Origin of the sequence: Paraburkholderia polaris (genome assembly GCF_012927345.1) — a bacterium.
Taxonomy (GTDB): domain Bacteria; phylum Pseudomonadota; class Gammaproteobacteria; order Burkholderiales; family Burkholderiaceae; genus Paraburkholderia; species Paraburkholderia polaris.
In genome coordinates this window covers 1-23,490 of sequence record NZ_JABBGJ010000040.1, presented here as the reverse complement: position 1 = coordinate 23,490, position 23,490 = coordinate 1, and the positions used below count along the sequence as shown (strand labels likewise).

Below are 23,490 nucleotides of genomic sequence, written 5' to 3'. Positions count from 1 at the left end.
TGCGTGGATTTGCATCGAACCACGCCCGCGCCGCCGGTTGGCCCTCGCGTTGCTGCTGAGCGGGCGCTTGTTGATGCCCTTCCACACCGCCTGCATCCGGGTTCGCTATGTATCCTGCGCCGCTGCCTGGCTGCGGTTCATTGCAAACCTCGCTGTTATTCCACGGCTGAGCGTGCTGCTTCAGCCGTTTATGGTTTTTAAGTCTCGGGGATTCACATGAAGTTACTCGTCGTCGGTTCCGGCGGTCGCGAACATGCGCTCGCATGGAAGCTCGCGCAATCGCCGCGGGTCCAGCTCGTCTACGTTGCTCCCGGCAACGGTGGCACCGCCCAGGACGAGCGTCTGCGCAACATCGACATCACCGATCCGGCCGAACTCGCCGATTTCGTCGAGAAAGAACAGATCGCCTTCACGCTGGTCGGACCGGAAGGGCCGCTCGCCGCCGGTATCGTCAATCTGTTCCGCTCGCGCGGTCTGAAGATTTTCGGGCCGAGCAAGGAAGCCGCGCAGCTCGAAAGCTCGAAAGATTTTGCCAAGGCGTTCATGAAGCGCCACGCGATCCCAACCGCGGAATACGAAACCTTCGCCGACGTTGCCGCCGCGCACGCTTATCTGGACGCCAAGGGCGCGCCGATCGTCATCAAGGCCGACGGCCTCGCCGCCGGCAAGGGCGTGGTCGTTGCGCAAACGCTGGAAGAAGCGCACGCCGCAGTCGACATGATGCTGTCGGACAACAAGCTGGGCGATGCCGGCGCGCGCGTCGTGATCGAGGAATTCCTCGCCGGCGAAGAAGCCAGCTTCATCGTCATGGTGGACGGCAAGCACGTGCTGGCGCTCGCCTCGAGCCAGGACCACAAGCGTCTGCTCGATGCCGATCAGGGTCCGAACACCGGCGGCATGGGCGCCTACTCGCCCGCGCCGATCGTCACGCCGCAACTGCATGCACGCGTGATGCGCGAGATCATCCAGCCGACCGTGCGTGGCATGGAGAAAGAAGGCATCCGCTTCACCGGCTTTCTGTACGCCGGCCTGATGATCGACGCGCAAGGCAATCCGAAGACGCTCGAATTCAACTGCCGGATGGGCGACCCGGAAACGCAGCCGATCATGGCGCGCCTGAAAGGCGACTTCTCGAAAGTGGTCGAGCAGGCGATTGCCGGCACGCTCAATACGGTCGAACTGGAATGGGACCGCCGCACCGCGCTGGGTGTCGTGCTCGCGGCGCACAACTATCCGGACACGCCGCGCAAGGGCGACCGGATCAGTGATATTCCGGCTGAGACCGATGATTCGGTCACTTTCCACGCCGGCACCACGCTGGCGGACGGCAAGCTGACCACCTCGGGCGGCCGCGTGTTGTGTGTGGTCGGTCTGGCGGATTCGGTACGCAGCGCGCAATCGGTCGCGTATGAGACGATCAATCAGATCTCGTTCGACGGCATGCAATATCGCCGCGACATCGGCTACCGTGCATTGAACCGCAAGCACGACGCCAAGACCGAAGGCAAACACTAAGCCCGCCCCACCCGCCCGCGTGCGGCGCCAACGGCGCTACACTGCGGGTTTTCGCGGCCGTTGCGGCGCCCACCGCACCATGTGGGCGCACCCGGGTTGAGCGGCATTCACCCGCGCGAACGAACGTACCGCCGGGCCGTCGCAGGAAAATCCTGACGAAGGCCCGGCCGTCGCCCTTCACGAAGCACCCGCGGCACGACGAGCGTGCCGCCCTCAGCATCTGCATTCATGACCGATTCGAGCTATGACGCACAGGCCGTGCGCAGCTGGCTGCAAGGCCTGCAAACGCATATCGCGGACACGCTCGGCGCGTTCGACGGTACGCCGTTCGCGACCGACGCATGGCAGCGCGCCCCCGGCGAAAAGCTGCGCGGCGGCGGCTGCACGCGGATTCTGGAAGGCGGCAACTTCTTCGAGCGGGCCGGTATCGGCTTCTCGGACGTAGCGGGCGACGCGTTACCGGGTTCGGCGAGCGCCGCGCGCCCGCAACTGGCCGGCCGTGGTTTCGAAGCAATGGGCGTCTCGCTCGTGCTGCACCCGCACAATCCGCACTGCCCGACCGTGCATATGAACGTGCGTCTGCTGATCGCGACCAAAGCCGGCGAAGAGCCGGTGTTCTGGTTCGGCGGTGGCATGGATCTGACGCCGTACTACGGCTACGAGGAAGACGCGCAGCATTTCCATCGTGTGTGCCGCGATGCGCTGCAGCCTTATGGCGCGGACCTCTACCCGAGTTTCAAGCGCTGGTGCGACGAGTATTTCTTCCTCAAGCACCGCAATGAACCGCGTGGCATCGGCGGGATTTTCTTCGACGATTTCTCGGCGCCGGGCTTCGATCAATCGTTCGCGATGCTGAAAAGCGTCGGCGAGGGATTCCTCAAAGCGTACCTGCCGATCATCGAAAAGCGCCGCAACATTCCATACGGCGAAGCCGAGCGGGACTTCCAGGCATACCGGCGCGGCCGCTACGTCGAGTTCAATCTGGTCTTCGACCGTGGCACACTGTTTGGGCTGCAGAGCGGTGGACGCACCGAATCGATTTTGATGTCGATGCCGCCTGTGGTGAACTGGCGCTACAACTGGCAGCCCGAACCGGGCACGCCGGAAGCGCGTCTTTACAGCGATTTTCTCGTGCCGCGCGAGTGGGTGTGAGGCTTTAAGCCCGCACCGCACGTGACCACGACAAAGGATCCTCACCTGAAGCCGAACGCTCATCCTGTCGCCCTGCCTCGTCGAATCGGATTGCTCGGCGGCACTTTCGATCCGATCCACGACGGCCACCTCGCGCTCGCGCGGCGTTTCGCCGACGTGCTGAACCTGACCGAACTGGTGCTGCTGCCGGCCGGCCAGCCGTGGCAGAAATCGGACGTCTCGCCGGCCGTGCATCGTCTGGCCATGACGCGCGCGGCGGCCAGCGAGCTAGTCCTGCCGGGCGTCAAGGTGCGTGTCGCGACCGACGAAATCGATCACGACGGACCGACTTACACGATCGACACGCTGCAACGCTGGCGTGAACGCGAAGGTCTGGATGCGTCGATTGCGCTTCTGATCGGCGCGGATCAACTGGTGCATCTCGACACATGGCGCGACTGGCGGCGCCTGTTCGACTTCGCTCACATCTGCGCGGCCACGCGCCCCGGTTTCGACCTTGCGTCGATTCCGCCCGTGGTCGCCCGAGAAATCGACGCGCGCCGTGCCCGCGCCGACGTTCTGCAAGCTACGCCCTGCGGCCACTTGCTGATCGATACGACGCTTGCGTTCAACGTCTCGGCCACCGACATTCGCGCGCATCTGCGCGAACAGGTGACCCAGCGGCTTGCCCTCGCGGGCGGCGAACCGCAAGACAAGAGCCAGGCCCGGGCCGCAAGCCATGTCCCCACTGCGGTGTGGGACTATATTCTTCAACATCATCTGTACCACCGGTAACCCCATGGATATTCGCAAACTGCAACGCGTGATCGTCGACGCTCTCGAAGACGTCAAAGCGCAAGACATCAAGGTGTTCAACACCAGCCACCTGACCTCGCTGTTCGATCGCGTGATCGTCGCGAGCGGCACCTCGAACCGCCAGACCAAGGCGCTTGCTTCGAGCGTGCGCGAAAGCGTCAAGGAAAACGGCGGCGACGTCATCAGCACCGAAGGCGAGGACATCGGCGAATGGGTGCTGGTCGATTGCGGCGACGCGGTCGTGCACATCCTGCAACCGGCGCTGCGCCAGTACTACAACCTCGAGGAAATCTGGGGCGACAAGCCGGTGCGCATCAAGCTCTCGACGCCCAATCCGTTCGGCGGCGCCAGCGCGAGCGAGCCGGACGACGAGGACGAAGAGGACGAAGCGCCGGCCGCGAAGAAGCCCGCACGCAAGACGCCGGTGCGCCGCAAGTAGGTACGTGGCGGGCAAACCGCTGAAGTCCGCGACGCATAGTCAGCGCTTGCGCCCGCGATTGCAGCGATTGCGTCCTCGATTACACCGCTCATGAAACTGCACATCCTCGCCGTCGGCCACAAGATGCCGGACTGGATCGCCACCGGCTTCGACGAATACGCGAAGCGCATGCCACCCGAGCTGCGCATCGAGCTGCGCGAGATCAAGCCCGAGCAGCGTTCGTCGGGACGGCCGGCCGAAAGCGTGATGGCGGCCGAGCGGCAGAAAATCGAAGCCGCGTTGCCGAAGAACGCGCGCATTGTTGCGCTCGATGAACGCGGCAAGGATTGGACCACGATGCAGCTCGCCGGCGCCCTGCCCGGCTGGCAGCAGGACGGCCGCGACGTGGCGTTTCTGATCGGCGGCGCCGACGGGCTCGATCCCGATCTGAAAGCACGCGCCGATATGCTGCTGCGTGTTTCCAGCCTGACGCTGCCGCACGCAATGGTCCGCGTGCTGCTCGCCGAACAGCTTTACCGCGCGTGGACCATCACGCAAAATCACCCCTATCACCGCGCGTGAGCGAGAAGGACTGAGGACGCTTCGCGCGTTCCCGTCCCATTGCTCCTCGCTCGTTGCCCATTACCCGTCGTTGCCCTCTGCCTTGCTGACTTGCGTGCCCGCGCGAGCGTCCGCATGCTCATCCACGCGATTAGTCGCAGGATTGCGCATGATGATCGGGCGCGCCCCAATGCTGAGAGCGTGTCGGCGCGATGGGTCGCCGGCAATGCGAAGCAATGCTCGCGCGACGCTGCGATCGGCACGCTCACCGCGCCCACTTAATCCGCCTCACTGAGACCTGTTCATGCCAACGCCCGCCGCTTCGCTGCATCCATTCGTCTACCTCGCATCGCAAAGTCCACGCCGTCAGGAGTTGTTGCAACAGCTCGGCGTGCGTTTCGAATTGCTCCTGCCGCGTCCCGATGAAGATGCCGAAGCGCTCGAAGTCGAGCTGCCGGGCGAGCGTGCACGCGACTACGTGCAGCGCGTGTGCGTCGCCAAGGCGCACGCCGCGCGCGCGCGTCTCGTGGCAGGCGGGCATGCCGCACGGCCAATCCTGGTTGCCGACACAACCGTCACGATCGACGACGCGATCCTCGGCAAGCCCGTCGACGCCGACGATGCCGTCGCAATGCTCACGCGCCTCGCGGGTCGCGATCACGAAGTGTTGACGGCTGTCGCGGTGGTCGATGCCGAAGGCACATTGCTGCCTGCTGCGCTATCGGTATCGAAGGTGCGTTTTGCTGCACTGCACGCGGACGCGATCCGCCGCTATGCCACTAGCGGCGAGCCGCTCGGCAAGGCGGGCGCGTATGGTGTGCAGGGACGCGCCGCGGAGTTTATCGAACATATCGACGGGTCCTATTCAGGTATCATGGGTTTGCCGCTTTTTGAAACCGCTGCCCTCCTGCGTGCAGCGCGCATCGACTTCTAAAATAACACCATGAATGAAGAAATCCTGATCAATGTCACGCCGCAGGAAACGCGCGTCGCGCTCGTCCAGCAAGGCGCCGTCCAGGAACTTCACGTCGAACGAACGCTGTCGCGGGGACGCGTCGGCAATGTCTATCTCGGCAAAGTCGTCCGCGTGTTGCCGGGCATGCAATCCGCCTTCATCGACATCGGTCTGGAACGCGCCGCGTTCCTGCACGTAGCGGATATCTGGCATCCGCGCATTGCGGGCGAACCGCAGCATCAGGCGCCGCATCAGCCGATCGAGAAGATCGTCTTCGAAGGTCAGACGCTGATGGTGCAGGTCGTGAAGGATCCGATCGGCACCAAGGGTGCAAGGCTGTCCACGCAAGTGAGTATCGCCGGGCGCACGCTCGTGTATCTGCCGCAGGAGCCGCACATCGGCATCTCGCAGAAGATCGAGAGCGAAGCCGAACGCGAAGCCGTGCGCGCGCGTTTGACGGCTGTGCTGCCCGCTGATGAAAAAGGCGGTTACATCGTACGCACCATCGCTGAAGATGCGACCAGCGAAGAATTGGCCGGAGACGTCGCGTATCTGCGCAAGACGTGGGCGACGATCATCTCGCAAGGTCAGCGCATGCCGCCGACCAGCCTGCTGTATCAGGACCTGAATCTCTCGCAACGGGTGCTGCGCGATTTCGTGAATGACGAGACCTCGCGCATTCAGGTTGACTCGCGCGAGACCTATCAGATGCTCGCCGACTTCGCGGCGGAGTTCACGCCGGCGGTGTCGTCGAAACTGCATCACTACACCGGCGAGCGGCCGCTCTTCGATCTGTACAACATCGAGGCGGAGATCCAGCGCGCATTGTCACGCCGGGTCGATCTGAAGTCGGGCGGGTATCTGGTGATCGACCAGACCGAAGCGATGACGACGATCGACGTCAACACCGGCGGCTACGTCGGCGCGCGCAACTTCGACGATACGATCTTCAAGACCAACCTCGAAGCCGCGCACACGATCGCGCGGCAATTGCGGCTGCGCAATCTGGGCGGCGTGATCATCATCGACTTCATCGATATGGAGAACGTCGAGCATCGCGATCAAGTGCTGGGCGAGTTGAAGAAGGCGTTGTCGCGCGATCGCACACGCGTGACCGTAAATGGTTTCTCGCAGCTTGGGCTCGTGGAGATGACGCGCAAGCGTACGCGCGAGTCGTTGGCGCATGTGCTGTGCGAGCCCTGCCCGGTGTGCCAGGGCAAGGGGCAGGTCAAGACGTCGCGTACGGTGTGCTATGACGTCCTGCGCGAGATTCTGCGGGAGTCGCGGCAGTTCAATCCGCGCGAGTTTCGCGTGGTGGCGTCGCAGCAGGTGATCGACCTGTTTCTTGAGGAAGAGTCGCAGCATCTGGCGATGCTGATGGATTTCATCGGCAAGCCGGTGTCGTTGCAGGTGGAGTCGAATTTGAGCCAGGAGCAGTACGATATCGTGCTGATGTAGGAATTTTTCTATTTAAAATCAAAATATTATAAGCATTAGACCCGGATTATTCTCGCCAGCTACTCAGCTAGCTACTTATAGTTACGAGACCTCTGTAGAGTTCACACGTTGTTTTTCTGGTGCATGGTCGCGAGGCACCAACTCCAATAATTTCAAGTCTTCGACCATCTCCCGCGCCTTATCCAAGCGTTTGTATGCCGCTCTCTTTCGCACCGACTGATCCGGGCTGGCATCAGCGAAAAGAAGCTCAGCAACGTCGCTGATAGACGCCCGCTGATGGATGACGGCATCGTAGATGCGCAACTTTTCCAGTAGATCCTCAGGGTTCAACCGCGGCCTTCGAATTCGCGCGACTTTTCCGAAGGAAGCTTCGTGCCCGTACTTGTCGTTTGGATCTACGACCGCCCGGTATTCTCCTATCAGCAACTCTTTTGCGTGATCAAGCATGGCCGCCAGTGCCGCCGGGCCCGCCGTTTTGATGGGCATCACGTCAAATAGGATTGCCACCTGCCCAGGAACAAGATCAAACGTCTTCGACACGGTCCCCTTGTGCTCCACCCATGCATGGTCGAGGACACGTTCCGACAGCCAATGCCGCTCTTTCTCATCATAAGGAGCGTTGAAGTGCGTCAAGTCGTGTCGGCCAAACCTGGCAGCCTCCCTTGATACCTCGTCACTACGCGGAGCCTTAGACAGCCCTCGAGGATTGAGGCGATGACATGCATCGATGTATCGGATGTTCCGCCGAAGAAACTCCCATGCCCAACGGCGGTATGTCCACGCGCCATATTTTCCATAAGCACCGGCATCCGTCCAGTCTGGGAATTTTGGCACGGTCAAGCCTGCGCCCCTCTCTGTCTCTTTTTCGCGACGCCTCACATTACCCCTCTCATCGGTTATACCAAGCACATCACAGGATATTCCCCGATATGGATATTCACATATTCGGAAATTCCCCGATATACAAATTCCATACTGGAGAAATCCCCGATATAGAGTTTCTAATAAATATTTTATCCTTAATAATCAATTATTTACCAACAAATCCCCGTGTGGCTTAATGCGTCTACCAACACTCACGTCACACGGAGGACTTCATGCAACACCCCACCCGTTCCGTATCCGCGGTAACAGTTAACAATGTCGCAGCCGAAGCGGGCAAGATCGAACATAAACTGCTGTCGGACAGCTTTCGCAAACTGCCGCCGATCTATCAGGATGTCATCCGAAGGCATAGCCGCCGCGATGAGCGGTCTGCGATCGACGCTCCGAAAACAGCAGAGAAAGCCGGCATTGGAGTCAGCACGCTTTGGCGTGAAGTGGCTCTTAAAAGATTTGTTCCGCCGATCCGACTCTCGGAACGTCGAGTCGCCTGGCTCGCTCACGAAGTAGATGCGATTTTGGAAGCAAAGCACCTCATGTCGCGCGTGTCCGGTCAGAAGATCGATCTACGCGATTTTGTCTCCGCGTTGATCGAAGCCTCAACTCACTGTTCGGATTCGATCGGCTGATTACCCTCAGTCCACGGCATTTATCGAAACATTTATACATATAAATAAGGATTACTTATTACTATGCGATTAAGAAACAAATTCTCTAACTCGCACGCGGGAACCCGTGCGACGCAACACCAACGTGAAATGACGCTCGGTGTGCTGGCCTTCTCCGGCCAGGTAACGATCGTTGACCAAGAAGGGAAACATGAGGCTACGATGTTCCGCTTCCTGTGTGCGTATGCTGGCGCTGGTGGCAAGAAGCTGCTGCCCTTCGGCATCGGCGGGGGGCTGAAAACGCTGTATTGCTGTGATCTGTTTTACGAAGCTGAGCTTGATCAGCGCAAGGAGCGTGTGACGAACCGCGATCCATGCCAGCGTACTCGCGACCTAGCAAACGAAAACCTGCTGTTCTACTGGCTTGAGCTCGAACAGAAGTCACGGTACGAGCAGTCACTACTGACACACGGCGGTCAGCGGCGTCTATTGGAACAAGTGCAGCGTTACAGTATCCGCCTGCTCATCATCGATTGCGAGGAAGATTGGACATTAGTGGCGGGCAAAGAAACGGCGGAGTACGCTTCGGCCTCTTTCAGTGAATTGCTCGAAGAATTGACGAGTCAAGGGGTTAGTGTCCTAATTTTCACGTCGGGGGCGAAGGGAAGAAAGGCCATTCCCACGTTGCTGGGCTCGCTGCCTGGCAACAGAGTCTCCATTAAGGAGGACAAGAATCACCCAATGACAGGCGGTCTGCGACTGCTTATCTCCCGTGAAGCATCGCATGATGGCAGCTCGGTCCCACGGAAATTTGTATGGTGGTCGAAAATCGAAGCGGGAAATTTCGAATTCAGTTGCAGGGAGGAACATTTCGACGACCAAAGGTCGCCCGTGCGGGAAGTCCAAGACGAACGACGCGAGCGGATCAAAACGTTGATCGCGGCGGGCGTCACGACGCAAAAAGAATTGGCCGAACGCCTTGATTGTGATCCGGCAACCGTCAATCGCGACATTCGGAAGTTGTTCAAACACGGCGAGGTAGTTATGCACCCGACGACGAAGAAACTCTCGCTACCCGGCTCGGTCCCCGCCGACGATGAGGACGACTCCGCCGACGCGGCTCAAGGAGAGTTGTGGGATTAGCCTCTGTCCGCCGAAGCGATTGCATGATTGCGCGACTGCACATCGTTACTCGTGCGATTGCGTGATTGTGCATCGCTTCAGCGGCCATTTCTCATTTCCCTTCACTCGCTGGTATCAACACATCCGCCCTCGCGATCGGAAACCGTCGCAGGTGGCGAATAGAGTCTAGTTCCGACCGCCCAATCCGGCACGGGGCGAACGTTATCCGGCGCAAACAGCTCCTTCAGATCGATCGCGGGCTGTTCCTCAGCTCGGCGGTCAACACGGATATTCACGCCAAGCTTCTGCTCGATCACCGCCGCGTACCGGCCCGCGGTCCCCCTGTTGGGAAACTGCTCCTTCAGGCTGTACCCTTTCTCCCAGAGAAGGTAGGCGTTGAGTTCCTTAGGCGCCAGGATCCTGAGTTCGGCGAGTGTCGGAACAGGCTGAACCGCGTGCACGACCTGATACTTATCGAACACCCGAAAGAACAGCGCAGCGACATCGAGTGCTGCCCATCCGGCGACTTGCTTCAAGTTGCGCCCGCCCACACTTTTGCTACCCGACAGCGAATCGAGCCCTTGCGCGAACAGCTTCACTTCGACTCGGATGCCCCGCTCGGCCTCCGCCATCAGCAACCGCTGGAGCCGAGGGGTTGGCCAGGGAAAGCGGCCCATTTCCTCCAGCTTGTCGTAGAGCGTCAGGGTGTGGTACTTCGAGCGGCCATTCGGCGTGAGCCCCAGCGCAATCCATGTCGGCAAAATCCGCTGCTTGCCCCGCCGGTTGCTGAGATCGATAGCATCTATGATCGGCACGATTTGCTCTCGGCGGCAGGTGAAATTCGCCGTCAGGTGGATGCCCGTAAGCTGCACGATCCCCGCCCGCCACATTGCCCGGTCTTCGGGGCGAACGTCAATCACCAGCGCACATGTAACGCGATCCAGAATCTCGTACACGTAGTCCTGCAACACGGCATGCCCGAATACGTTGTGCCCTTGCAGCACCTTCGGTGGGCAGCAGTCGATGAGAATGGCCCGAGCTGCACCCAGCCGTCGGTCGATCTGCTTCGAATGGATATAGACCTTGCCATGCCCTTCCTCCAGCGATTGCTGGATTGCGGTCGCCCCATATGTGATCTCGCCGGTATCTGGATCGAGAATCTGCCCGTGCTTGCCCTGCGGGCGATGCAGGCACGGTGCCAAGATCCGAATACCGTCGATGAACACCCCCGATTGCTGATTGCAGGTTGCATGGGCGGACATCGGCTGCGCAAGCAGCGACTGTCCAAGTGTTGCGGTGGATTGTTTCATAGGTTCTACCCTTCCAATAGTGGCTGAGTAGAGCCTTTAACGAATAGCTGGATATGCCTACAACTTGAGCTGTTCGAGCTGGTGCCGTGAAAGTGAACGCGTGTTAGCTACTATAAAATCAAGCTGCTGCCGCAAATGCTTGCGCTCCACAATTGCATGATTGCGTCCGCGGCGTATCGAACGCCTCGCAGACACCCTACTTCGCCCGACAAGCTTCGCTTGCGGTTACGAACATGCAATCGTGCAATCATGCAATCGAACCGGGGATGACCACCCAGACAAAGCAACCTCCGCAAGCAACCGCGGTGCTCCGTGACGAACGCAGACGCGCTCCTTCCAATTAGCCTCCATCAAATCCGGGGCGGTTCAAACGCATCATCGGCTCTTTGGCCCTAACGACGCAGCGCTACGCGCGAGGTCGAGATAATCGGTTTCCCCTTTCGTTGCCAACACGCTAATGATACGGTTGGCTCGCTCTATAACGTCCAATCGACCACAAGCCAGCGCACCTGAAAGAATGCAACGTATTGCTTCGCGTTGCGTGAGGAGTGTGTCGTGCCCTACCACCCTATGATCGATGAGCCTCTCGAGAATCTGTGAAGATTTATCGATATCCTGCTCGCAGACCTTGGCTAGCCAGCTGACCACGTTAAATGCCATGCTCGGCCCAAAGCCAGCGTACAGCATCTGTGAGAGTTGATCTAACAACCACGATGTCTCGACATTGGAGTTTCCCACCCAGCATCCGATCGTTCCGAGTTCGGATTCGAAATCGTCTGGCGATGTTGATTTTGACGCGATTTCAAGGCGGTTTTCCCAGTAACGAAGTGCGCGCTTCCGCGCCGACGTCGGAAATCTGGCGAGGTCAAGCCGTAAGTGCTGATCGACTGTCAACATCAAATGTCGCCGCAATTCGTCCGTTGCCTTCGCCAAAAATTCCTCAAGCGGAAGATCTGCCAACGGCGTGGATCCATACAAGTAGAGCAGCAGCAGGTGCTCCCCAAGCCGTTTAACTCGATACCCTCCGTCAACCTCTCGATACAAATCGACCTTAGATACCTCAACCTCGTATAGACACTGCAGATTCTGGTACAGGTCAATGTGCGGCCACGCGTGAAGAATATAAGCCGACCATGCGGCCTCCTGCACATCACCGTGCGCCGGGCCAAATATCTGGTTAAGGTTTTCCCGCACCCAACCGGGAGTATAGTGATAGAGGTTCGGCAAGTACCGGCCGACGATCGCGCGAGCAAACTCCCCATTTACTGACGAGTCTGCGATTTCCCGATTAACGGCAGATTCCACGTCGTCGAACGGTGCCAGAGCCTGAGTGTTCGATTGTTCGGCATCTGATGATTCGCGTGCGCTTATCCAGAGTACCCACCAGATCGCCAGTTCGATTGCGCCGCCACAATACGTTTCCTTAGCAGTTAGGAAGGAATCGCGTCGAAAGCGCTCTCGCTCTTCCACAGCGTCAGCTTCCCGAGGAATTCGGTCGAGCGACGTCAGCACGACTTTCCGGAGCGTCGCAATGTCTATGGGATCAGACGACACTGCGTCAGGCAGTAAAAACGACTTCACAAGCTCGATCGACGCCTTAGCCATTTCGATCCAACCTGTGTCTACCGCGCTTGCGTCTGCTCGCTGATCAGACTGCAGGATCCCGTCGATAAGTTCGAGCGGCGCCTTCCACGAAATCGATATCTTGTTCTTTACCGCGCCACTGAGGCCTTCGAGCAGCGGCGTAACGAACATCGCAGGGGCTCTCGTCAGTTGTGCCGCAACCAGCGCGAATTTCGCCGGCTGTTGAAAAACGGCGATACGCCATTCTTGCGCCAAGGCGTCCAACGTTGGCTGGTCGTGGTGACGGGAACCCCTCAAACCGACGATGAAATCTACCGTTTCGTTGGTGCTCCTAGATGAGTAGTCAGTTGCCCGCCATGGGGCCTCCGGCCTCTCATGACCTGCAATGCGTCGCGAGGCCTCCATCTCGTTAAATCTACTCGTCGTTTTCTCTACCTCTTCGCGTAATGCGAACGGCAATACCGAGCGCCACTTCCATACCGCATCTCGAACTGTGAGCAGATCGAACGCTTCCTCATCTTCCTCGCTTACCTTGCCACCTCGGCGCGCCTTCCAAGCGTCATGGTACCGGCTCGGTATCGCCCGAACAGCATTTATCAGGAGTTCCTGATTTCCTGATTCGAGCTTCGGATACCATGCAATAGCCAATCTTGCATATTCGTCGGTCTCCGCCTCCATCAGTTCCACATCCATCAGCCATGCTTCCGCGAGTTGTGGTGCAGCCTCCGGACTTCTTGCAAGCAGATGCAGAGCAAGACGGCGACAAATATCCATGTCCGCACTCGTCAGCGCCTCCAGTACGGGCGTCATCAGTGTTGCATCGCAATCGACCAGGATTTCGCCTACGTTGCGGACTGTCGAGGTCAACGCGCTATACACGTCATGAGGAGCGAACTGATCGTCCGTGATGTCGCCCACGGTATAGCGTGTGTGATCAATACGCGGACTATCTACGAATTTCCCTGTTATAAGCGCCGCCTGCCTAAGCAATGAAATGAATAGGGATAACACATTGGTGCCGCACGTAGGAGCAAGTGCTTGGGCTAACCTAGGCACCGTGTACTCATACATGCTCCGAGCGTACAACGTTCCGATGCCACCTTTATCTTCGAATAGCTGTAGTAGACGCCCGGCGATTTCCAGTGCGGCGTCGATCTCCCCTGAGTCCGCCAATTGCGTTACCAGCTTCTCCACTCCATGCAACGGAAGGTAACGGGCATCTCGATCAAGCCACGCTGCGACTATAGAGGAGAACCGAGTTGCTTCGTCGGCAGGCAATTTCGCCAAGATTTCTATCGCCATCGACCTGACGTCTGGCCGAAAGGCGTCGACCGATTCGCGCAGCGCCTGCACTACTCCTTGCCTCGTATCAGGGTCAGCTGACGTTGTGATTCGGAGCAGATATCCACCGGCCGGCCACGGTCCAAATGGAAATGTCGAAATGGCATGAACCGATGGCGGACGCAACAGCCTCTTGTTGGCAAGATGAGGTAGCCACTGGTCGCCATCCAGGCGCTGAAAAAAGTGCCACTGAAGCGGGGGAGCCCCTGGAATTTCATCTTCAAACAGTGCGACCGCGTGCCCCTTGTCACTCATTGCGGTGAGTTCCTCCACTCGAAGCATAAGAGCAGAGTATTTGGCCCTAAGCGCCCGAACAACCTCACGAACGACTAGTTGGAACGGCTGCTGTAACTCGCTCCGAAATTCGTCGTCTATCTCCAATAGGTGGTGGAAAGACCGCTCGTGGGCTCTACCAAAAACCTGCACCAGTGACATCCAAGCCTTCGCCACAACACCGCCAGCCTCGAATCCTAGCCAAGACAGCACTCGAACTATCGACGTCTTATGAGTGTCCTGGGGACGTAGTGCCTTCAGCGCGCGGTCGATTGCCGATCGATTGAAATTCAACGTCGACAGATATTCGCTCACTTGCTGCAATGTCAATTGGTCGACGGTTTCTTCAGTGGCACGCTCGCCATGCACTATTAGTGCACTTCGCAGTGAAGACTCGAACTCACGTATCGCGTGTGCCGCCAGCGGCCTTGTCACGCGAAGAGGGAGAGCTCCGTTCGTAAGCCGGCAAAAATCAATATACCGATCCGCGAAAGTTTGCCCCAGGAGCTGGCGCAAAGCGTCAGCAGTGTCGCGATCCTCGTCGTTCAGATCAGAAATATCCACCACGGCAATCATCGACTTACCTCACATCGCTATCCGGCGCTGCACTTATAGATTCTCGCACGGAGCGACGATTTGTTTGCAGATCGCGCGACAAGAATCGGCTCCAAACAGTTTTGTAGATGCCCAGCATCGGAAGAGCGTCAAAGGCAAGTTGTTTCACTATGCCCGTGTAGAAGTGAAATACCGGTTCGGCCCCTCGTACCTCCACCATACAGAGAGTCGTTGTTTCGTCCGCGAGGCTCTCAATCAGAGATTCGCGCGTGAGTTGGTATGTCATTGTCGCCCCGAGCGTCGACCGAACCGATGAACTTACTTCTATGGCAGCATATCCAGCATAAGCCGCGCGATACTCCCCATGGATTCGATTGCAAAGCGCGCCTGCGACGGAGTAATGCTGCTGTCCCAAGGGCGGCCATGCCCCGTCCCCTCCTTGTTGCGCAGAGCGTTCAAAGCGCAGCCAAGAGCGTATGCTTCCCGCTCAACGCGCTTGTTCGCCGGCTCTCCCGGCGCGACGGGGTCGCTAGGAGTCGCAAACCCAAGCGCCGTGAAAGCCTGCCCAAGCAACGTCGGAAAGTTGGAGTTGGTCGTGCCGCTCCCCCACTTTTGCATCAACACATGAGCGGCGGTACCTTCAAGGAGGTCTTTTGCTGTCCCAGCAAGCAACGGGCTATCCAGGGAGCCCTGCTGCGCGCGCCGCGCATATGTGCGCAGTGCGGACGTCAACTCCCTACCGGAAAGTGAAGCGAGAACACGCGGCTGCATGCTACCGTCCGACGTCAGTTCCCAACCCTGCAACGCCAGGGCCGCAGCCAGATTCGCGATTGCATCAGCGCCGCAATAGTTCGCGGATTTGGGGCGAAATCCACCGTAGCCCTGAACGGTTGCGACTAATCCGACTACGAGGGTTTCACCTGCCGTCAGATCGTTCGACAAGGCCCAGCTCAGCGTACCGCGCACGCGCTTGGACTTTCCAACCGGCTTTCCTTGCCTGCCCGGATCGGCAGCAGAAAGTTGCGCTCGATCGATCTGGAATTCAATGTCCGAATGGCTCGGCTCCCGCTTATCGCTTTGCGAGTCATCAACAAGACGGGAGAGCGCAACGATGATTGCATCGGTAAGTGGAGGTCTGCTTGCCATGCTGTTTTTCGGGTCGTTTTTCGGGTCGTTTTTCGTATCAGAGCCGTCCATATGCTACGACAGAACGCCTCACTCGATCATGCTGTTCCGAACGACCGCGTCCGCGGCCTAGTTCCTGCGCGAGCTGAGGACCGGCAATATGTCTGTGCCTGACCGCCTTGGCGGCGTTCTCGAAGGCCGCTACGACGTACCCGGCAGACCGCACTTCTATTTGGCGGCAACCTCAGGGAGCTGCTGCGAATTGCATGATTGCACATTGCGCACGCAGCTCGAAAATCGGAACTGGTGGCATCTACCATAGACAAACCTGCCCCAGGTGTTGAGCTTACATGTCCCAGCTTCAGGCTGGTCGGGTTATAGCAGCAAACCAGAAGGCTTCAGCATTCCAACTGGTCAAGTTTCACCGCGGAAATTAAACGAATATCAACTACTATAGCTACGGCGGCAGCCACACGACCTGCGACTGGCCTGCTCGCCTGCCCAACTAAACTACCCGCTATCCACAATTGTGCAATTGCAGATTGTCTGCGCCGGGATACGCTCTGGCGGGCGCAAACGGGCGTTCATGAAGTCTTGCTCCGCACCTCCGGCAAAACACCCTGCCGTGCAATCGTGCAATCATGCAATCGGCCCCGGCGTACGGCTGCTATCACACAAGCGGTGCAGAACCTGCGTTTGCACAATCACGCAATCCGGCAATCCGAATACCGACAACAGATTAATAGCCACCATATAGTCAAAGTTAGCCATTAAATCATCACGCAATAACTATTGATAAAATACATTATCAATACGCCGTGCGCCGCCGTTAATATCACCAACTTTGACGAATAACCGCAGAATAGCATTCATTTTAATCCATCGAATTGCGCACGGCACGGAGAAAAAGGAAAACCCGTGTCGACCAGAATAATTCCCGCATATCACGAGCCGTCGCGCGCTCTCACCGCCGCCGAATTCCATCAGTTGTCGAACGTACCGCCAGAAGCCGAATGGTTTACCAACCTCGACAATCCCCGCACCCGACGCGCCTACCAGGTTGATCTGCGCGACTTCATGGGCTTTGTGGGTATCGCACAGCCGGACGAATTCCGCACTGTCACCCGCGCGCATCTCCTCGCGTGGCGCAAGAACCTTGAAGGTCGTCGATTATCGGGGGCCACGATCCGGCGCAAGCTCGCCGCGCTGTCTTCGCTGTTCGACTACCTGTGCGAACGTAACGCCGTTTCGCTGAACCCGGTCGCGGGCGTCAAACGGCCCAAAGGCAACAGCAACGAGGGTAAGACGCCCGCACTCGGCGATCACCAGGCGCGCGCGCTGCTCGACGCACCGGACCCGGCCACGCTGAAGGGCAAGCGCGACCGCGCCATGTTCGCCGTGCTGCTATACCACGGCCTGCGCCGCGAAGAGCTGTGTTTGCTCAAAGTTCGCGACATTCACGACCGGCGTGGCGTGCCGCACCTGCGCGTGCACGGCAAGGGCAACAAACTCCGCTACGTCCCGATGCATCCGGCGAGCGCCGAACGCATTCATGCCTACCTCGAAGCGGCAGGGCACGGCACGGTGCCGGAGGCGCCGCTCTTTCAGCCCATTCGCAAGACTGGCACCGCGATCACGGCCGATGGCGTCTACAAATGCGTGCTGGCGTGGGCCGCACACGCAAAGATCGCCGTCGAAGGCTTCGGCGTGCATAGCCTGCGTGCGACAGCGGCGACGAACGCGCTCGACCATGAGGCCGACATCGCCAAGGTGCAGGAATGGCTCGGCCACGCGAACATCGCGACGACCCGCCTCTACGACCGGCGCAAAAGCCGCCCCGAAGATTCGCCGACCTTTAATGTGTCGTATTGACCCGTGAGCGTCCCGACCGGAGCACGACCCTTGCGATGAGTACGAGTCACCCCCGCACCGCTGTCGGCTTGTCTGTATCGGTTACCGCTTGGCAGCAGACAATCATCACTCGAACCGTTCAGACGACGCGCGTTCCCGTTGAAGATCCTCCTCAATCTCGCGATTCATCACGTCCCTTTGCCTTCTAGCCCAGTGCGCAATCTCGCTGTCGGGAGAATCGACCAACTGTTCGACGAGGGCGATTTGCGGAGCCATTGCGTGCGCCTTCGAACCCGACCATGACGTCGGTATCAATCGCTCCCCGAAAATAGTCAAGATCACCTCACGATCGACAGCGCCGTTCAGTAACCGCTCAGCCAGCGAGGACCATGACGCAAACTCCCCATTGGCGTCGATCAATCGAATCTCCCATGCAAGCTGGGCATACCGAACGGAAGCATTCGCGTCGGCCCATCCGATCAGCGTATCAGCATCAATGGAATTCACGGGGCTTCCCGACCTCACGCCAAACTCGCGCTCAAGATTCGAGTAGCGGTTGTTTTCGCGACCATCGAAAAATACGCCCAGAGCGACTAAAGGGTGAATACGAAACAGGGTACTAACGAGATCTCCGAAGTAGGTATGTTCATGTCGACCGCCTGCCCACGCGTTCACAATGATCCGGCAAAGCACATAGGCAGTTTTGTCTCCTTCGTTCCCGGCAAGGCACACTTCCGCCAGTTCATTAATTGCGTAAGCGATATTTCCGTTTGCATCGTCAAAGCCAGCGCTAAGGCCTTCAAGCAACAAGCACCCCGTCGCCAAAAGAATAGGTCCAACTGCCTTGTCACCATGAGCATGCGTGTGTAGTCGCATGGAAAAGACTTCAACAGCGACACGGTAGCCTTGCGCTAACTTCGATATGCCAAGCACGATGTCCCGAAACACTTCAGGTTCTATCAGGTCGGCGACCCGTCCAAACTTGAGGTAAGCGTAGGTCCCAGCAGAAGCGCGCTGACGGCGGAGAGATTCAAGCAAACGCTGCGCACCACTTTCGTCGATCTGAAACGATGCTTGCAAGATCGGAAAGGAAGGTGCAAGGATATTGTCGTTTACCGCTTCGTCCAGCAAACGGCCTGCTGTTGTGGGATCGTTAGTCTGTAGCCTTTCGATAAACCCGCGCATTAACCATACGCTTCGTTCTTCATCAGGAAGCGTGGCAAGTACCTCTACGCACTGCTTCCAGAATGCAATCGGCTCGCACGTGGACTCGGCAAGACCCCGCCCGCAAGACCACTGGTTACCCGACCCGTTCCGGAGAAGATCCGGCAATAGCCTGGTCAATAGCTCTGGACTCGACGCCAATTCACGCCCGATTACCTCCACGACGCCGAAGGCAGCATCAAGGGAGTGAACATTTGTACCGCCGGCAGAGGGAGACTCGCCGATATCAATGTGCGAAGTGCCATCGACGAGGACGTATGCTCGAACTCGATCCTCCAGGTCACGTGGACGAAGTTGTTCGTCCAGTTGCCTTAGCTTCTCTGCGAGGAGAGGCTGCATCCGATCAGAATCAAAATTCAACGTTTGTCGGATCGCAATCCATCCTGTGCGCCAACCATCTAATGAGGCCAGTGACACTACAAGTTGCTCTAGTTCATCACTGACCAGTCCTGTAACCCAAAGAGCGCGGAAACGTTGCGCCAGCATTTCACTGGCGGCACGTCGATGAGGGGACTCCGGAAAAAGCAAACCGCGAAGCATTACAAGAACGGAACGGTACCAATGTGCCTGCTCGTCGGATGTCCGCGGCGACCAGCCGTGATCACGTGACCTCGCTCCAAAACTCGGATCGTGGCTAGAGTTGAAATGCCATGCCTCCAGCATGCCATCCAGCGCTTCGAGTCCACAATGCTGCAAGCGTACGTCCGCGTCTTCCAACAATTGACGACCCACACCAAGTCGCTGCTCCACTGTCGCATGTGTACCCGACAACAAAATATGGAACAACCCTACGAACCCGCCCTTGGCGGAATCCACGCGGTAGTTCTCAGGTTCTGCGGAGCGGAATTCGGCAAGGAGCAGCGCAGCTCGCTCAAATAGCTGAGAGTCGTATGCCAGTTTCCGCAACAAAGAAATCCAGTTGCGACGTTCCGACGAGACGGTTGAAAGGAACTCATCGCGCTCGCCGCTCTGTATCGCTGCCTGTATACGCTCGACCGCCAGTCGTGGGCAAAGCGGAGCCAGATTTTCGAACAGCGATACGTCCAATGCATCCATTGTCGTCGGGTTCGACAGTCGGTTGGGAACCGTGAACCACTCTTGAGCGATTCGGCAAGCTGTCTCGCTGTCGTGGAGATAACATAACCGCCTCGTGAAAGACCTCAGCAATCGTACCCTGCCGTCTTGTTGAAACTCGGATATCAACAAATGAGCAGGTATTCTCGCAAGTGCCTGCGCTGCAAGGCGATTTGCAATCGCATGGGGCAATATCGCACGCCATCGCCCCCTCTTCTGCACGAGATCACGTTCTTGGAGTTGCATAATGTGCCGATAGGCACCGAGCGTCGATGTACCAGCCAAGCTGGCCAAAGTCGACAATTCGTCACCGCTTCCCTCTGGACTTCCGATGTCAAATGAATAGACAAGCGAGAAAGCCTCCGCTGTCGACATCAGCGAGTCATCAGCACCTTGATTCTGGTGAAAAAGCCGCCGAAACAGCTCTGAATCTGTCAGAACGCCCACGCTATCCCGGCGAGATATCGTGCTGGCCAAAGCAAGTGCAATACGCGCATTCCCTCCGGAAAACTCGGCAATGCGCCGCCTATCCTCCTCCGAAACGTGCGGGGTAGTCCGTTGCAATATGTTAACTATCGTCGCATCGGACATCGCTTGTAGCCGAAATACGTGTGTCTCCTCAGGCTCATCATCGGCAACGTCATACTCAACAGTTACCAGGCCCAATCTCCCGTCGGCTTGAGTAACGATCTCGGTAAGCACTCGGTGCGTGCCTGGATTACAGTTGTCAACGACCACGATCGCGCGCAATCGATTAGCCGAGAGCCGTTGCAGCATGTCCAACGGCGTCGGATTTGGGTTAAGCCCCAAATCGGTGTACAGGACCATAGATGGGTCAAGGGTGTCCGAGCCTATGCGGTCGTCAAACAAAGCCTGAACGAGGCGCGTTTTCCCTAATCCAGAGAGTCCAACTAGCCGGACGATGCGGCGCGGCGAGGCTAGAATTCTCCGCATTTCAGCGATGGCGGCCGCAGCCGTCATCGGATCGCTGAGGTTTGGATCGCTAGAAAAAATATGACATCCGTCATCCAGGAAGTACGTGGAGCCCGGCGAGTCCCTGTACGCCCAGTTGCCATATCCGCGCCACCCACTCAGCGAATTTCCAGTCCGCTCGCGCAGCCACATCTCGACGCCGGGGAAGCATCGAACCCATCGCGCCAAACGGTCCCTATCGTAAAAATCCACGAGCAGGGATTCCGCGTAGGGACAGTCGTGCAGGGCATTTCGCATTGCGTTACGTCTATCTGACAAAACCGAGTCCGCAACCGAGCCCTGAGAGCTGACGATGATGTATGCGCCTTCCGACGCGGCGAGCGCGGCAATAGATGAGCGCAACTCACCGTCGGGCCGCATTTCCCTCGCGATTTCGGAGGCCGGCATATCAGTGCATTTGACCTGAAACCCCGTTTGCCTTCGCGGCACAAAGTCGACGCTGGGGGCGTTATCGGGCAATTCGACGCGAACGTCTATGCCTCCATCCGGCGCGTTCTGGTGTCCGCCCGCGGTCACTGACGAGAGCGGCAACGCATTTTCCCTCACTTCGGCCTCACAAAGGCGTACAACGAGTCCACGCAGGTCCTCGTCATTAAGCTGGGCAATATGAGCACCGGTGATTTCAAGCATCGCGGAACACCGTATCAATGAAAGCCTCGATTATCCGCTAGCCACTGCTCTGTCGCTGTTGCATTTGGCTAAACCGTCGCGCCATACTCAGAACCAAGCCTAGCCGTGTATCGTTGACCGTTGCGAAATGCTACAACGCTGTAGCGAAATGACGGCCGGCCCTATTGCAACAATCGGCCAGCCGAAACCAGTCACGATCATCGGGCAGAATTCGGCCACTTTCGGACAGTCGACACCGCCGCACGGATCGTTGACACCCATTAGCGGGCCCGGTGTCAAGTGAGCAAACAACACCCTCGACTGCCTGAGCAGCCGATTTCGATTGCACTGACCGAATGCAGTAGCCGAGCGCACCCGTTTCTTCGATTCATGGCTGCGACGGATCGCGCCAGACACCCATCAGGCTCAAGCGATCGGCGTACATCGATTGCCTGTCGCCCTCGTGGCTCTGCCACCCCAGAAGAACTTTGGTGCCGCAACGCGTCCAATGGGCTCGCACAATAGTCGTGGTTGCCAGAAGGCCGGCACCAATCCAGAGCTGGCTCGCGTTGCAGGCGATCCGCGTTGCTGCACATCGGGGACGGCGGCACAACATCCCATTCAATTGGGTGGCTTTTCGCCAGTCAACGATCAGGGCTTGCCGGTCGCCGTCGTAACTTTTAGGCGAAGCAGCGGGTCACATCAAATGGCTTTCGCTCCTTCAGCATGTGGAAGCACGCACGGGCGAGCTTGTGGGCCAGGGCCTTGCGTGCGATCACTGAATTCGTCCTGGCTTTCTTGCGCTCGTAGAACTGCCTGGCTTCGGCGCTAAAGTGCATCGCGAAGTTGGCCGCCTCGATGAATGCCCAGCTCAGGTATGGATTTCCGTTCCTGGTATTGCCTTCGCCTTTCTTCTTGCCGTTGCTCATGCGCTGGCTGTCCACGCACCGTGCGTAGGAGGCGAAGTTGCCAGCGCTGGCGAAACGTTCGATGGTTCCGGTTTCCAGCAGGATCACGGTGGCGAGCGTCTGGCCGATGCCGGGCACCGTGGTCAGCAGGGCGTAGTCCGCGTGTGGCGCGACCTTTTCCTGAAGACGCTTTTCGACGATGGCGATCTGTGCGGAGAGCGTCGTGATGACCGCGACGTTCGCGCGGACCGCGAGCGCCACGTCGTCTGGGAGATGCAGCTGGTCGACAGCGGCCTGGTCGAGTTTCTTGACCTGATTGCTCGTGATTCGCGTGCCGTACTGACGCGCCGTTGTGTTCTCGACGGCGAGGATGTGGCTGGTGCGGCTGCGCACCAGTTGCATGCGTTTGCGGGCCAGGTCGCGCACCTCACGGTGCTTCGTCGGCAGAATGGTGCCGGTAGGCAGGATGCCCAGGCGCAGCAGGTGGGCCAGGTAGCGCGCGTCGGTTTCGTCACCGCTGTGCTTGAGCCCATCATATTTTTTTATTGCCGTGGTGTTGGCCAGATGGACCACGAAGCCGGCCGCCTGCAGGCCGTCGACAAGCCAGTACCAGTTGTACGTGGATTCGACCACGACGCCTGCCAGTTCGGCTCGCCACGGGGCAAGGAACGCCAGAATCCTTGCCAGGTCGTTCGGCAGCCGCTTTTCGGCGACCACGCGGTCCGTTTCGTCGATCACGCTCACCACGCTGTTGTTCGAATGCAGGTCAATGCCGCTATAGTTCATGATGACCTCCTTCCGGTTAAAGCGGTTTTGGCAAACTCACTTTAACCCCGTCGCCCGGCAGGGCGGCGGCAGGAGGTCCGCTAGATGATTTTCAATCCGTCCGCATCGGCGCCGGCGCTACTCTGCGACGCTTACGATCCTTGGAGAAATAGGAAATGAAAATCCGGTCGGTAATCACGTACATCCTGTTCTTCGGCCTGATTTCGATTTTTCCCGTTGCGTTCGTCCTGTCCGGTGCTGTCTCTGATTCTTTCGCAAATGGTACGCTCCGTGGCCGATTCGATCCTGTATGGATCGGGTTTGGCGTCGCCACGCTCGTTGTTGCCGCGATCTGTATGCTGACTGGAATGTCGGCAAAACAGGTAGGTTCGAACAGGCGGATTAGCAGCCG

17 protein-coding genes and 1 pseudogene are annotated in these 23,490 nt (G+C 58.4%); 11 read left to right on the top strand and 7 right to left on the bottom strand.

Going from position 1 to position 23,490, the window contains the following annotated elements; genetic code table 11:
• Positions 1-216: 216 nt before the first annotated feature.
• The 7 genes from purD (at position 217) to rng (ending at position 6,854) form a co-directional block, all read left to right on the top strand.
• Complete coding sequence (gene purD, locus HHL24_RS31505) at positions 217-1,515, top strand: phosphoribosylamine--glycine ligase (RefSeq protein WP_169489227.1); 1,299 nt, start codon at positions 217-219, stop codon at positions 1,513-1,515.
• Between the two features lie 228 nt (positions 1,516-1,743).
• Positions 1,744-2,667, top strand: a complete 924-nt coding sequence (hemF, locus tag HHL24_RS31500) for an oxygen-dependent coproporphyrinogen oxidase (RefSeq protein ID WP_169489226.1) — start codon at positions 1,744-1,746, stop codon at positions 2,665-2,667.
• Positions 2,668-2,688: 21 nt separating this feature from the next.
• Positions 2,689-3,441 carry a nicotinate-nucleotide adenylyltransferase gene (locus tag HHL24_RS31495; protein WP_169489225.1) on the top strand — a complete coding sequence of 251 codons (753 nt, stop codon included), beginning with the start codon at positions 2,689-2,691 and terminating at the stop codon, positions 3,439-3,441.
• 4 nt (positions 3,442-3,445) lie between these two features.
• Positions 3,446-3,901 (top strand): ribosome silencing factor, encoded by a 456-nt coding sequence (rsfS, locus tag HHL24_RS31490; protein WP_169489224.1) that lies wholly within the window; start codon positions 3,446-3,448, stop codon positions 3,899-3,901.
• 90 nt (positions 3,902-3,991) lie between these two features.
• The gene (gene rlmH, locus HHL24_RS31485; protein WP_063495252.1) at positions 3,992-4,462 is read left to right on the top strand and encodes a 23S rRNA (pseudouridine(1915)-N(3))-methyltransferase RlmH; all 471 of its coding nucleotides are present in this window, start codon (positions 3,992-3,994) and stop codon (positions 4,460-4,462) included.
• Between the two features lie 283 nt (positions 4,463-4,745).
• Positions 4,746-5,375: a Maf family protein gene (locus HHL24_RS31480; protein ID WP_169489223.1), complete on the top strand. Its 630-nt coding sequence runs from the start codon at positions 4,746-4,748 to the stop codon at positions 5,373-5,375.
• 9 nt (positions 5,376-5,384) lie between these two features.
• Positions 5,385-6,854 (top strand): ribonuclease G, encoded by a 1,470-nt coding sequence (rng, locus tag HHL24_RS31475; protein ID WP_169489222.1) that lies wholly within the window; start codon positions 5,385-5,387, stop codon positions 6,852-6,854.
• 81 nt (positions 6,855-6,935) lie between these two features.
• Here rng and HHL24_RS31470 read toward each other — a convergent pair whose 3' ends face one another.
• Together HHL24_RS31470 and HHL24_RS45150 are read right to left on the bottom strand one after the other, a co-directional pair.
• Positions 6,936-7,487 carry a hypothetical protein gene (locus tag HHL24_RS31470; RefSeq protein ID WP_169489221.1) on the bottom strand — a complete coding sequence of 184 codons (552 nt, stop codon included), beginning with the start codon at positions 7,485-7,487 and terminating at the stop codon, positions 6,936-6,938.
• A gap of 42 nt (positions 7,488-7,529) precedes the next feature.
• Positions 7,530-7,688 (bottom strand): annotated as a pseudogene (locus HHL24_RS45150) (transcriptional regulator domain-containing protein); the annotation flags it as partial.
• 263 nt (positions 7,689-7,951) lie between these two features.
• Between HHL24_RS45150 and HHL24_RS31465 the strand changes: the two are divergent.
• Positions 7,952-8,365, top strand: a complete 414-nt coding sequence (locus HHL24_RS31465; RefSeq protein ID WP_169489220.1) for a helix-turn-helix transcriptional regulator — start codon at positions 7,952-7,954, stop codon at positions 8,363-8,365.
• Between the two features lie 129 nt (positions 8,366-8,494).
• On the top strand, positions 8,495-9,487 hold the full coding sequence (locus HHL24_RS31460) for an arginine repressor (RefSeq protein ID WP_169489219.1): 993 nt from the start codon (positions 8,495-8,497) through the stop codon (positions 9,485-9,487).
• A 101-nt stretch (positions 9,488-9,588) separates the two neighbouring features.
• Here the strand turns inward: HHL24_RS31460 and HHL24_RS31455 are convergent, their stop codons facing one another.
• From HHL24_RS31455 to HHL24_RS31445, 3 genes are all read right to left on the bottom strand, one after another.
• Entirely contained in the window at positions 9,589-10,776 is a 1,188-nt protein-coding gene (locus tag HHL24_RS31455; protein ID WP_169489218.1) for a phage/plasmid replication protein, II/X family, read from the bottom strand.
• A 375-nt stretch (positions 10,777-11,151) separates the two neighbouring features.
• Positions 11,152-14,550 (bottom strand): hypothetical protein, encoded by a 3,399-nt coding sequence (locus HHL24_RS31450; RefSeq protein ID WP_169489217.1) that lies wholly within the window; start codon positions 14,548-14,550, stop codon positions 11,152-11,154.
• Between the two features lie 303 nt (positions 14,551-14,853).
• On the bottom strand, positions 14,854-15,726 hold the full coding sequence (locus HHL24_RS31445; RefSeq protein WP_230417639.1) for an abortive infection family protein: 873 nt from the start codon (positions 15,724-15,726) through the stop codon (positions 14,854-14,856).
• 846 nt (positions 15,727-16,572) lie between these two features.
• Between HHL24_RS31445 and HHL24_RS31440 the strand changes: the two genes are divergently transcribed.
• Positions 16,573-17,526, top strand: coding sequence for a tyrosine-type recombinase/integrase (locus HHL24_RS31440; RefSeq protein ID WP_329606772.1), 954 nt, complete (start codon positions 16,573-16,575; stop codon positions 17,524-17,526).
• Positions 17,527-17,631: 105 nt separating this feature from the next.
• On the opposite strand, the gene HHL24_RS31435 is transcribed toward HHL24_RS31440, so the two are convergent.
• On the bottom strand, positions 17,632-21,426 hold the full coding sequence (locus HHL24_RS31435) for a hypothetical protein (RefSeq protein WP_169489216.1): 3,795 nt from the start codon (positions 21,424-21,426) through the stop codon (positions 17,632-17,634).
• 659 nt (positions 21,427-22,085) lie between these two features.
• On the bottom strand, positions 22,086-23,099 hold the full coding sequence (locus HHL24_RS31430; protein WP_169489215.1) for an IS110 family RNA-guided transposase: 1,014 nt from the start codon (positions 23,097-23,099) through the stop codon (positions 22,086-22,088).
• 155 nt (positions 23,100-23,254) lie between these two features.
• On the opposite strand from HHL24_RS31430, the gene HHL24_RS43670 reads away from it, so the two are divergent.
• A partial coding sequence (locus HHL24_RS43670) for a hypothetical protein (RefSeq protein ID WP_206002658.1) occupies positions 23,255-23,490 on the top strand: 236 nt, incomplete at its 3' end.